Annotated in this window: 4 protein-coding genes; all 4 read right to left on the reverse strand. The window is 65.9% G+C overall.

What is annotated here, in order from left to right; translation table 11 throughout:
* Positions 1-17: 17 nt before the first annotated feature.
* Entirely contained in the window at positions 18-329 is a 312-nt protein-coding gene (locus ACAM42_RS11090) for a hypothetical protein (RefSeq protein ID WP_139703581.1), read from the reverse strand.
* Between the two features lie 41 nt (positions 330-370).
* Positions 371-11,095: a peroxidase family protein gene (locus ACAM42_RS11095; RefSeq protein WP_369632033.1), complete on the reverse strand. Its 10,725-nt coding sequence runs from the start codon at positions 11,093-11,095 to the stop codon at positions 371-373.
* Between the two features lie 496 nt (positions 11,096-11,591).
* On the reverse strand, positions 11,592-12,038 hold the full coding sequence (locus ACAM42_RS11100; RefSeq protein ID WP_369632034.1) for a hypothetical protein: 447 nt from the start codon (positions 12,036-12,038) through the stop codon (positions 11,592-11,594).
* 14 nt (positions 12,039-12,052) lie between these two features.
* Entirely contained in the window at positions 12,053-12,826 is a 774-nt protein-coding gene (locus ACAM42_RS11105; RefSeq protein ID WP_139703584.1) for a response regulator transcription factor, read from the reverse strand.
* Positions 12,827-13,522 lie beyond the last annotated feature (696 nt).

The raw sequence follows: 13,522 nt of genomic DNA on the forward strand, positions 1-13,522 counted from the left end.
GTTTCGCCGGCCGGCGCTCAGTCCGCGCGCTGGTCCTGCGCGGCGGCCGGGGTCTGCGCCCCGTTGCCGTTCATGCCGCGCGCCGTGCCCGCGGCCGCTGCTTCCAGCAGCTTCACGCGTCGCACGAGCCTGTCGATGGTCAGCATCTGCGCCGAATAGGCGCGAGAGAGCTGCTGGGTCGCGTCGCTGAGCGCCTTGATGGCGATGGTCAACTCGTCCTTCTTGGCGTTGACCATGCCGATGCGCGACATGATCAGTGCCGCAACCTCTCGCGGGTCGGAGACCGAACGCGCTTTCTGTTCCGGGGGTGAGGTGTTTTGCTCGTCCATGTCTTTCTCCGTGATCGATGTCATTGAAACGTCGCCGCGCCTCATGCCGACAGCAGGAAATCGGCCTGCGTGATGGTGTTCGCCCCGACACCGTTCACACCCACCAGCAGGACGCTGTCCAGGCCGTCGAACTCGATCAGCGTGTCGGCACCCAGATCGGTGATGGTCACGTTGGCGGCAAAGTTGCCCGCGTTGATCCCGAGCCCGGAGATGTCGAGCCGGTCCTGTGCGTTGGCCCCGTTCGGACTGGCGTCGAAACCGTTGATCGTGTCGCTGCCGAATCCCGTCACGAACACGAAGATGTCGTTGCCCGCCCCGCCGTCCATGGTGTCGTTGCCATCACCCGCCGTGGCGACGATGGTGTCGTCGCCGGCACCGCCGTTCACCGTGTCGCTGCCCAGGCCGCCCGTGAGGGTGTCGTTGCCCGCTTCGCCGTTGAGGGTGTCATTGCCGGCGCCACCCAGCACGACGTCGTCGCCGCCGCCGGCGTTGATGGTGTCGTTGCCGCCCTGGCCGTCGATGAAGTTCGCGCCGCCGTTGACGACGATGACGTCGTTGCCCTGACTGCCGATGATGTTCTCGACCGTGTTCAGCGTGTCGATGCCGATCTGCGCGCTGATCGCGAGATTGGCGAGAACCGTCGCTCCCGCCGTGGTGGCGGACAGGTCGTAGGTGTCGACGCCCGCTCCACCGACATAGCTGTCGCTGCCGTCGCCGGCGGCCGCGAAGAAGGTGTCGTTGCCGCCGCCGCCGTTCAGCGTGTTGGCACCGGCGCTGCCGGTCATCGAATCGTTGCCGGCACCGCCGGTCGCGTTCTCGATGTTCGCCACCGATTCGAAGCCCGTCGCCGTCCCGGCGCCCAGGTTCACCGTGACGGCCGTGGTCGTGGCGCCATAGCTCAGGGTATCGACGCCGCCCTGCAGATCGGCCGTGACCGCCTCGACATTGGCGACGCTGCCGCCCGCAACGGCCGTGATCGCCGTTCCTGCCAGGACGACCGCGAGCGTCTGGCCCAGCGCCGTGCCGTTGATGCTCAGCCTGTCGTTGGTGCCGGCTCCGCCATCGATGGCGTCCGCGCCATCGCCGACGACGTAGTGGAAGGTGTCGTCCCCCTCGTTGCCGTTGAGCGTGTCGTTGCCCGCGCCGCCGGTGAGCGTGTCGTTGCCGGTGCCGCCGGTCACGACGTCGTTTCCGCCTCCGGCGTTGATGGTGTCGTTGCCGCCCTGGCCGTCGATCACGTTCACGCCGCCATTGACGTTGATGTTGTCGTCACCCTGGCTGCCGATGAAGTTCTCGATCGAGGAGAGCGCGTCGGTGCCGGTCTGGGCGCCCGTGACGGTCGTGACGGTGACCGTCACCCCCGCGGTGATCGCGGACAGGTCCAGGGTATCGGTGCCGCCACTGCCGACATAGCTGTCGTTGCCATCGTTCAGCGTCGCGATGAAGGTGTCGTTGCCGCCGCCGCCGTTGAGGGTGTTGGCCAGGGCATTGCCCGTGAGCGTGTCGGCGCCGGCGCCGGTCGTCACGTTCTCGATGCCGGCGATCGACGTGAAGCCCGAGGCAGTTCCTGCCGACAGGTTCACCGTGATTGCCGCTGCGCTGGTGTAGGTCAGCGTGTCGACACCGGCCTGCAAGTTGGCCGTGACGGATTCGACGTTGCTCACCGTGCCGCCGGCGACTGCCGTGAGTGACGTGCCGTCGTAGCTGACTGCCAGCGTTTCGGCCGCGGCCGTTCCGATGACGTTCAGTGTGTCCAGCCCTGCGCCGCCGTCGACGGTGTCGGTGCCGCCTCCGATGGTGTAGTTGATGGTGTCGTTGCCCGCGCCGCCGGCGATGCTGTCGGCACCCGTTCCGCCATCGATGATGTCGTCCTCTCCAAGGCCGTTGATCGCGTCCGCGCCTCCGCCGCCGAAGATCACGTCCTGGCCTTCGGTGCCCGTGAGAACCTGGGCCGCGTTGTTGGCGGGGATGTTGTCGCCCGTCACCACGGTCGTGGCCGAGCTCAGCGTCTCGAGCGTGCCGCCGTTGTCCGTGAAGCTCACCGTCAGGCGCAGTTCGCGATTGACCTGGCCGGCGCCCGGCGTGAAGGTCTGCTGGGTCGCTCCCGCGATTGCCGTGAACCCGCCCGCACCGCCGCCGACACCCGTGTTGACGGCTTGCTCCCATTGGAAGCTGAAGACCGAGCCCGCCAGGCCATCGGCGTCGGTGATGCCGAGGGTCGAGGCCGTCAGGAGCTGGCCTTCGGTCGGTGTGGTGTCGCTGATGGTGGGCTGGCCGGTCGCCGCGGTATTGCCGGCGCCAACCGGGCCGGTCGCGGCGGAGTACACGTTCTCCAGCACGTCGTTGGCGTCCCTGTAGACCGCCCGCACGCGCAGCGCGAGGCCGAGCTCGAAGACCCGCGGCGCATAGGTGGCCCCGGTGGCCCGCGCGACTTCGCCGCCGGCGTTCTCGATCAGGATGTCCTCGAAGATGCCGGGGCGAACTTCGGCCTGCCAGAAGTAGGCAATGGGCCCGGTGATCGCTCCGTTGGGGTTGGTGCCGCTGACGTTGTCAGGATCGGTCACGCCCAGTGCCGAGGCGGTGAGCAGTTGGCCGACGGCCGGCGTGGTGTCGCTGATCGTCAGCAGTCCTTCCGGATCGAAGTTGAAACCTTCTTCCGCAATGAACGCCGCGCCATCGGAGAACTGCAGGCGCTCGATGTTGCGCACCACGTCGATGCCGTCGGCGCCGGCCACGCCGTCCACGACATGGCTGATGCGCCAGACATCGTTTTCGAGGAAGGTGATCTCGTAGTTGCCGAAGACGTCCGAGAAGACGGCCGTGTCGAAGTCCGGCGCATCCGACATCAGGATCTCGCGGGCAATGGTGAGTTGACCCGGGTTGTAGGTGCCGTCGAAGACGCGCCCCTGCAGCTCGAGGTCGGTCATGGTGTCATAGCTCGCGATCTCGGCGCCGGTTCCGTCGGCGTTCTCCCGCACGCTGATGCGCACGTTCAGCCAGGCGTCGCCGTCGATGATGTCGTTGCCGCCGCGGCCCTCCAGCAGGTCGCTGCCGCCGCCGCCCAGGATGATGTTGCCGGCGAACGAAGTCACCGGTCCGTCCATCTCCATGCCGACACCGAGCACCTGGTCCAGGAGCTCCTGCAGGCCGTCGATGAGTTCGATGTGGGTCAGCACGCTGCCGGTGGTGCCCGACAGCGCCATCGCGGCCGCATCGTTGTCGTCGCCGCGCAGGACGTCGGCGTGCGCCGAGCCCGACATGCCCTCGACCGAAGTGAACCGCGCCAGCACGGTCGCGTTCGAGATCGGCACGGGCGTCTCGTCGAAGGCACGAAGGAACAGGTCGGCCGTGACGCCGAAGGCGTCGTCCTTGAACCCGGCCCAGTCGAAGCCGGAGCCGCCTTCGTAGCGGTCCACCTGCCCGCCGTTGCCGAACATGATGTCGTCGCCGCCTTCGCCGTCCATCCGGTCGGAGATCGAGTTGCCGATGAAGACGTCGTGGCCCACCACCTGGTCGCGGGCGAAGGCGTCGAAGTTCTCGCCGGCGCTGCCGTCGGCCATGCCTTTCTCGATCCAGTCGTCGCCTTCGTTGCCGAACACGAACTCGTTGCCGCGGGCGCCGAGGATGAAGTCGTTGCCCGTGCCGCCGAACGCCTCGGACGGGTCTTCACCGGTGACGATGAAGTCGTTGCCGTGGCCGCCCAGGATCAGGTTGATGCCGTTGCCGCCGTGGATGGCGTCGTTGCCGTCGCCGCCCTGCATGTTGTCGTCGCCACCCAGGTCCGTCATGATGTCGTCGCCGGCCCCGCCGAAGACGAAGTCGTTGCCGTCCCCGCCTTCGAGCCGGTCATTGCCGGCGTCGCCCCAGAGCGTGTCGTCGCCGATGCTGGAAATGATGGTGTCGTTGCCTGCGGTACCGCCCAGAACGACGTGGTCCTCACCGCTGTACTGCAGGTAGTTCGGATCGGCCGCTTCGGTGCCGGGGTTGTTGCGCAGCACCAGTGGCGTCAGGCTGCCTTCGGCCGTCGGATCGTCGCGCCCGTCGAGCCCCAGGCCCGTGAACTGCCGGGACGGGTCCACCTCCAGCGTGAACCCCGGCGTCGTGAAGATGTCGCCAGGCAGGTGCTCGACATCGGTGTTGGCCATCACCAGCCGGGCGAAGGAGTTGTTCTCCAGCTCGGTGAGGAAGTTCAGGCCCTGCGTGCGCTCCAGGTAGTAGAAGCGGTCGCCGTCCTGCAGCTTCTCCATCTGCTCCTCGAAGACGAAATTGAAGGTCGAGCCCAGCAGGCCGCCGAACGGCATCTGCTTTTCGGCCAGACCGCCGATCCACAGGTCGATGTCGTCGACGCCGGTGGTCGTGATGCCGGCCTCGTCCGCGTAGGCATTGCGTCCGTACAGGAAGTCGAGCCGGTCCTCCGGCGCACCGATGCCGCCGTAGACCAGCGCCACCGCCGCCGCGCGCTTCTCGATCAGGGTGTCGGCGGCGGCCAGGCTGGCGTGCACGCCGTAGGCCGCAATGAAGTTGACCACCGAGGCCTCATGCTTGATGTGCTGCATGAAGTCGACCCAGTTCGCGTAGGGCTTGAGCTGGCTGTCGCCGGTCACGCTGTAGAAGTCGCGCCGCGCGGCGTTGAGTGTCGGCACGCCGGTGTCGCGCCCGCGCACGATGTTGATCGTCGCCAGGTCGAGCGGCAGGCCGAGCAGGTTGTTGCGCAGGGCCTCGGTCACGAACTCGTCGATCTCGTTGCCCTGTTGCCGCGTGAGGCCGCGCGCGAGCGCGCCCGCCGCTTCATCCGCCGTGATGCCGCTGGCGGCGAACGCGAGCGGATTGAGGAAGGCCTCGATCAGCCCGAGCTGCTGCGTGGGGTCGGCCGTGCCGCCGATCACGTTGAAGTCGACGTCGAAGCGGTCCACCGTCTCCGTCAGCATCGAGTGGCCGAAGCGGTACACCGTGTGGGCGAACTCGGCGACGATCGATGGATCGATCTCGGTGTCGTAGACCTGGGTGGCGGCAAAGAAGATGTCGATCTGCGGCTGCACCTTGCGCGCGAACTCCTCGAACACCAGGTGCTGGTACTGCATCTCGGTGCCGAAGCGGGCCGCCTGGAACAGGCGCTCGCCGTCCCACGAGCCATCGGGCAGGTGCCATTCGGCAATGAAGGCCGCGTCGCCCGACGCCATGATCACCGCCTTGGTGTGCTCGACCAGCCGGTTGTGCTCGGCGTGGAACACATGGTGAATGCTGGTCAGCGCGATGTTTTCGTTCACCCGGCCGTCGCCGGCGATGTAGTGCGCGTCGAGCAGTTCGTCGTCGTAGAAGCCCGCAGCCGGTGTGCCGCCGATCTGGTCGTCGGCATCGGCCGTCAGCGCGACGCCCTGGCTGTTCACCGGGTTGGCGGTGTGGGCGATGTCGGCCAGGAACACGTGGCCCGTGCGCACGGCCAGGCTTGCATCGATCGGCGCGCCCGGCGAGCCCGAGGCCAGCGTGCCGCCGGCCTGCAGCACGATCTGCGCGAAGCCGGTCACCGGGTCGGGAATGAAGTTGCCGTACTCGTCGGCCGCCAGCAGCGGCAGGTTGAGCGCGTCGGCATTGTCCAGCGCGATGCCCAGCAGGTCGCGCGCTTGCGCCTTGACCACCGCCCAGGTGGCCATGCCGCCCAGCTCGATGTCGTCGGCCGTGCCGAAGAGGCCGTCGGCACCGAGGTCGCGGTTGGTGATCAGCCGCCCGGTGGCGACCGGCTTGCCTTCGGCGTTGAGCTCATAGGCGCGCAGGAAGACCTGGTGCGAGGGGTGCGACGTGTAGGTCTGGTTCTGGTCGATGAAAGGCGTCGTGAGGTTCGTGGCCTCGTGCGTGGTGTCGTCCGCGGTGCCCATGACGCCGTCGGCGCCGGGTCCGGCAACCTGGGTGGCGCGCGTCAGCACCAGGAAGTTGCTGTTGCTGCCCGACACATAGAGCGGATCGTCGGGCTGCAGCGGGACGAAGATGGTGCCGTTGCCGCCCTTGGCCACGAGGTCCAGGCCGTGGTCGAAGAACTGGCCGAAGAAGGTCATGAAGGCGTTGAACGGTGCCGACAGGCCTTCGTCCGGCGCGGTGTTCGGAATGACCAGCAGGGTGCCGACGGGAATCGCCACGCCGTCCAGGTCGTACAGGACACCGTCCACCAGCGTGCCCAGGCCCGCGTCGACGAATGCGCTCACCGCCGCCGGGTTGTTGCTCGTCATGTCGACGATCAGGTTGCTGATGATGCGCGGATCGGCGTCCACCACATTGCCGCTGGGGCCGTAGTCCGTGTTGGTGAGCGTGCCCCCCGGGCCGAGGTTGATGCTGTCACCGTCCTGGTCGTTGCGGAACACCGGATCGACCAGGCGCGGGAACACCTGGTCCGCGGCGCCAAAGCCGGACTGGCCCTGCACCAGGTTGTTGTAGGAGCCGTCCACCGTGCGCAGGCCGAGCGGCGCGCGCGCGTTGTCCAGGATGTCGGTCAGCGCCTCGCCGCTCGCGTGCCGCTCCGAGATCTTGATCTGCTCCAGGATGAACTGCAGGTCGGACTGCAGGAAGCGCACGCCCGCGCTGTCGACCAGCGCGGAGGAGGGCGGGGGCGCCGGCGGCACGACGGCCGCCACGCCGGTGACCGCCGCGGTGGGCGTGGAGTACACGGTTTCCAGCACGCCGTCGGCATCGCGGTAGACGGCCCGCACCCGGATGGCCAGGCCGTCGAAGGGCGCGGTGACCCGGAAGGTCGTGCCGTTCACCGTGGCGGGCTGGCCGCCGCCCAGGTCGATGATGTCGCGGAACACGCCCGGCGCGCGCACCGGGTCGGCCTCGTACTGCCACGTGTAGCTGATCGGCCCGGTGACCGCGCCGCCAGGATTGTCCGCATCGGTGAGGGCGGCCGACACGCTCAGGAGCTGGTTGATCTGCGGCGTGTCGTCGCTGATCGTGACCGAGCCGCCCGGTGCGTTGTTGCTGCCGGACAGCAGCTGGACGGTGTCGGAGAACTGCAGCCGCTCGATGTTGCGCAGGATGTCGGTGCCGTCGGTGCCGACGTTGTCGGTGACGGTGGTGCGGCCATCGGCACCGGTGGTGACGGTGTAGTTGGCGCGCAGCCCGGAGAACATCGCGGTGTCGTAGTCGGCGCTGTCGGACATCAGGATCTCGCGCACGATGCTGAGCTGGCCCGGGTTGATCTCGCCCGAGAGCATGCGCGGCACCAGTTCCTTCAGGCTGTCGACGCTGGTGAGGCCGGGCACGCCCGAGACGGCGATGCGCACGTTGAGCCAGGCGTCGCCGTCGATGATGTCGTTGCCGCCGCGGCCCTCGATGAGGTCGCTGCCGTCGCCGCCCAGGATGATGTTGCCTTCGCCGAACGAGGTCATGCCCGCGGGCAAGAGGCCTTGCAGGCCGTCGATCAGCGCGATGTTGGTGAGCACGCTGCCGGTCCAGCCGGCCTGCAGGATCTCGACAGCGTCGGCGTCGTCGCCGCGCAGGAAGTCGGCGAAAGCCGATCCCGACAGGCCTTCGGTGAAGGCGAAGCGGTCCATCATCGCGGCGTTCGAGTTGACCACCGGGGGCACCACGAAGTCGTTGACGATCATGTCGGCGGTCACGCCGTACTTGTCGAACTTGTAGCTGGCCCAGTCGAAGCCGGAGCCGCCGTCAAAGTGGTCTTCGCCGTCGGAGCCGGTGAAGATGTCGTCGCCGCCTTCGCCGATCAGCTCGTCGAAACCGCCGCCGGAGATCAGGACGTCGTTGCCGATGACGCTGTCTTGCACGAGCGGGTCGAAGCTGTCGCCCGTGGTGCCGTCCTGGGTTCCCAGCTCGATCCAGTCGTGGCCCTCGTTGCCGAATGTCGGCAGGTTGCCCTTGCTGCCCAGGACGAAGTCGTTGCCCTGGCCGGCAAAGACTTCGGAAACGTCCTCGCCGGTGATGATGAAGTCGCTGCCGTCCCCGCCGATGATGAGGTTCGCGCCGTTGCCGCCGTGGATGACGTCGTTGCCCTCGTTGCCCTTGAGCACGTCGTCGCCGCCGCGGTCCGTGATGATGTCGTCGCCCGCGCCGCCCTCGACCTGGTCGTTGCCGTCGCCGGACTCGATGCGGTCGTTGCCGCCGTCGCCGTAGATGGTGTCGTCGCCGATGCTGGCGATCAGGGTGTCGTTGCCGGCGGTGCCGCCGAGCACGACGTGTTCGTCGCCCGTGTAGCGCAGGTAGGTGGTCTCCACGGCCGCGGTCGTGGGATCGTCACGGATCACCAGCGGGGTGAGTTCGGTGCCGCCTTCGGTCGGGTCGCCGTGGCCGTCCACGCCGATGCCGGTGAACTGGCGCAGCGGGTCGACCTCGAGGATCAGGCCCGGGGTCGAGAAGATGTCGGCCGGCAGGTGCGTGGCGTCGGTGTTGAGCATCACCAGCTTGGCGAAGGTGTTGTTCTCCAGTTCGGTGAGGAAGTTGAGGCCTGCCAGACGGGAGAGGTAGTAGAAGCGGTCGCCGTTCTGCAGCGCCTCCATCTGCGACTCGAAGACGAAGTTGAAGGTCGAACCCAGCAGGCCGCCGAAGGGCATCTGCTCTTCGGCCAGGCCGCCGATCCACAGGTCGATGTCGTCCACGCCCGTGGTGGTGACACCGCCGACCATCGCGTAGATGCCCGTGCTGTTCAGGAAGGCGAGCCTGTCGGCTTCGTCTGCAACGAAGCTGCGCTCCGCGGCTGTGCCGGCGTTGAGAACCACGGTGCCGCCGAAGACGAGTGCGGCCGCCACGGCCCGCTTCTCGGCCATCGTGTCGACGTCCGCGGCGGTCAGCGCGCCATGCGTGCCGTACGCCGCAATGAAGTTGATGACGGAGGCTTCATGCTTGAGGTGCTGCGTGAGGTCGACCCAGCTCGTATAGGGCTTGAGCTGCGGGTCCGCGGTCGAGGTGTAGAACTCCCGGCGCGCTTCGTTGAGCGTGGGAATGCCGGTGTCCCGGCCGCGTGCGATGTTGATGGCGGCGAGGTCCAGCGGCAGGCCCAGGAGCTGGTTGCGCACCGCGTCGGTGACGAACTCGTCGATCTCGTTGCCCACCTGCCGGGTCATGCCGCGCACGATGGCGCCGGCCGCCTGCTCCGGCGTCAGTGCGCCGTCGTTGTTGAACCCGATCGGGTTGAGGAAGGCATCGACCAGCGCGAGATCGCTCGACAGGAAATTGGGGTCCAGCCGGTCCACGGTCTCGGTCAGCATCGTGTGGCCGACGCGGAAGACCGCGTGTGCGAACTCGGCGACGATCGCCGGGTTGATCGTCGTCTGGTAGTTGGTTTCGGCCAGGAACTCGTCGACGGCCGGCTGCATCTTGCGCGCGAACTCTTCGAACACCAGGTGCTGGTACTGCATCTCCGTCGCGAAGCGCGCGGCCTGGAAGATGCGCTCGCCGTTCCATGAGCCGTCGGGCAGCTGCCATGAGGCGATGAACGCAGCGTCGCCGGTGGCCAGGACGGTGGCCTTGATCTCTTCGGCCTGCCGGTTGTGCTCGGAGTGGAAGACGTGGTGGACGGAGGTCAGGGCGATGTTCTCGTTGCCGCGGCCGTCGCCGGTGATGAAGTGACGGTCCAGCAGCTCGTTGTCATAGGTGCCGGGTTCCGAGAGGCCGACGGCCGAGTCGCTGTCGGGCGCCAGCACGCCGCCCACGAACACGGGCGCCGCGGCATGCGCGATGTCGTTCAGGAAGGCATGGCCGGTGCGAACGCCCACGCTGGCGTCGAGGGGCGCGCCGGGCGTGCCCGAGGCGAGCCCGTTGCCGTCCGGGTCCAGCGGCCCGCCGACGTCGGCGGCGCGCAGCACGATCTGCGCGAAGCCGGTCACGGGATCGGGAATGAACTTGCCGAACTGGTCCGTCGCCAGCAGGGGCAGGTCCAGCACGTCGGCGTCGTCGAGCTGGATGCCGAGCATCAGCGCCTGCGCCTTGACCTGGGCCCAGTTGGCAAGGCCGCCGTCGGTGCCATCGAGCAGGCTGCCCGTGGCCACCGGACGGCCGTTGGCGTCGAGCACGTACTCGCGCAGGAACACCTGGTGCGAGGGATGCGAGGTGTAGGTCTGGTTCTGGTCGACGAAGGGCGTGGTCTGGTTGGTCTGGTCGCCGTTCGCGTCGCGTGTGGCGCGCGAAAGGATCATGAAATTCGGGGCGCCGGGGGCCGTACTGAACAGCGGATCGTCCGGCTGCAGCGGCATGAAGATCATCTCGGTGCTGTTCTTGTTGACCAGGTCGAGTCCGTGGTCGAAGAACTGGCCGAAGAAGGTGAACCATGAATTGAAGGGCGCCGAGAGGCCTTCGTCGGGGCTGGTGTTCGGAATCTCCAGCAGCGTGCCGGGGGGAATGACGACGCCCTGGAGGTCGTACAGGACGCCGGCTGCGTCGAGCGTTCCGAGGCCCGCGGCCACGAAGGCGCTCACCGCCGCGGGGTTGTTGCTGGTCATGTCGGCGACCAGGTTGCTGATCAGCCGCGGGTCGGCATCGACCACGTTCCCGGCGCTGCCGTAGTCCGTGTTGGTGATCCCTGCGAAGGCGTCGTCCTGCTCGTTGCTGTAGGTCTGCGGCACCAGCTGCGGAAACGGGTTGTCTGCGGCACCGAACTCGCTCTGGCCCGGCATCAGGTTGTTGTACGACCCGTCGACCGTCCTGAGGCCGAAGGGCGCAAAGGCGTTCGGGACCAGGCTGGCGGGGTCCGCTCCCGCTGCTTGTGCTTCCGCAATGAGAATTTGTTGAAGAATGAATTCGAGATCGGACCTGATCAGCGTGGCCATTTCTATTCTCCTCAAGACGAACGACTTTCAATGCAGCCCCGATCCCGCCTACATGGCGAAAAGGCTCATGTCGCGTGGCTCAGGAGTGACCGCGCGCCTGGAATTGCCAGCCGCGGGTTTTTCGAGGAAGTGATGCAGCGCGCGACCCGGTGGCGGTCACGCCTGGGGAGCGGCTAGGGTCGTCGTCGGCCGCTCAGGCACCGCAGCGGGACGGTGCAGTGAATATCCATTGCGCGATGCCGGTCAGGCGCGATGCCGGCATGGAGATGAAGCCCGCATTTCATGCGGACCTTGATTCGACACTTGTTCATGCGATACCCCCACCATGGATCCTGTCAAAAAGAATCTAGGTCGGCGCGCCGAAAGTCGTTGCCGCTTGTAAGCGGACGGCAACCGGTGGTCGATTGGTTGTCTTCGAAAACGAAGGTGCTAATTATGAGAGGCCATCTTCAGGAATGCAACTTTCTCACATACAAATTAACTGACGAGAACCTGACTACGCGCGCCAGAGCCAAAAAAAAACAGCGACCGCGGCGACACCGGCCGAAATCAGGGCGATCAGCGCCATTTCCGCATGGCCGCCATTGCTTTTTTGGGACGCCGCAGCGAAAGCGGGAGGGCGTTCATTGCCGTGTGGCGGGCTCGCGAAGGGGCTGTAGACGGCGGAGCCGGGACGATCCGGATCACCTGTTGTGGCCGCCGGATCGTCGGGAGAGGCCGTCACCACGGCCGCGTCGCTTGCTGCTTCGCCGTCCGGAACGCCGCCATCCGGGTTCTCGTGCGCCGCAACGGCGGCCGACGTCGCTTCCGTCGCGATCGCCAGGTCGGCGTACATGACCTGCGTGGCCCAGGCCGCGACAAGCATGGCCTGGACGAAGGGCCGCTTGTCGAGCCCGCGGCGGGGGCGCGATCCGGCGGCGAAGGGGCAATCGATCGAGGTCATGGGGTCGCTGCCCTTCAGATCAGGCCCGTGTGAACGGCGAAGTTCACCGCCTGGGCGCGCGAATGCACATGCAGCTTCTTGTAGATGCTCTTGATGTGCACATTGACGGTCTGGCCCGTGATGCCGAGCTTGGCGCCGATCTCTGCCGAGACGTAACCCGAGGCCACGCAACGCAGGACCTCGCTCTCTCGCGGCGTCAGTGTCATGTCGCGCGATGGCGGTCTCGGCGGCGACGGCGCCTTGTCGGCGACCGGCTCGCGGGGGTGGTAGTCCAGGCGGTGCAGCAGGCGCCGCGTGAGTCGGGGCGTGATCGCGGCTCCGCCGTTCACCACGTGCAGCACGGCATCGGCGAAGCTTTGCAACCAGGCGTTCTTCAGGAGGTACCCCATGGCACCCAGTTCGAAGGCGCGCAGCACGTGGGCATCGTCCTCGAGCGAGGAGATCACGATGACCTCGCTGCTGCGGTGCAGGCGGCGTGCCTCGGTGATCAGCTCGAAGCCCATCTCGTCGCCCAGCTGCAGCTCGAGCATCAGCACGTCGAAGGTGTGCGTGGCCAGCAGCCGGCGTCCCTCGCGAACGCTGTCAGCCTGGCCTTCGAGCTGGATGCGCAGGTCCGACAGCAGCTCCTGGGCGATCACCCGGCGCATGTACTCGTCGTCGTCGACGAGCAGCACGCGCACCGGCGATTTCTCCTGGCCGATCAGGAAGTCCGGCCACAGCCTCGCGGCGGGCGCGCAGACGCCGACGGAGGCCTTCTCGCCAGAGCTGATGAGCCGGTGATCAAGCATGTGCCTGCCCCGGTTGGCGTGAGCGACGCAGGCCGGTCGTTGCGAGCGTGGGCGGGGAGACGAAAAGGTCGTCCATCGAGCGCTCCGGGGCCACTTTCCCCATCGGCGGCAAAGCAGTTTGGGGTTTCATAAATTTTCAAGAGAAAAATGAAAGACAAGTGCCGAATTGAATGTTTTCTGTGAGTTTTAATTGAAATTCAATTCGGTCCGAGGCTTGCGCAATCCTATGAACTTGACGGGGCGGTTGCGCGGGTCTTTTGCTCCTGCTTGTGGAAAGACATGAGTGTTTCAAAATGGAACTACCTGAACCATGACGTTCGATATACCTAATTTCTATGTTTTTGAGGCTGATCGTGAAAAACGACGCATTGTTCGCCAAGTGAGCAATGCCGGTTGAAAAGTGGAGTGGGTTTATTTATGCATGGAAATTTTGAAAAGAATGAAATTAATCAAATATGAAATTCATTTTTGAATGGGTATTTGGTGTTTGGTGAAATAAAATATTCAAAAAACCAATTGAAACCGTGGAAATAATTTGATTATTGAAATTCCGATGATATTTGAATTGAATGAAATCTTCTATTAACCAAACTGTCTGCTATTCGATTTTTATTTTTGGAATTTACTCTCTCGCTTGATCATGATTTTTAAATTCAATTGAAATTCAATTTCTTTGAGGTGGCACGAAATACGGTG

Source organism: Variovorax sp. V35, from assembly GCF_041154465.1.
Classification (GTDB): Bacteria; Pseudomonadota; Gammaproteobacteria; order Burkholderiales; family Burkholderiaceae_C; genus Variovorax; species Variovorax boronicumulans.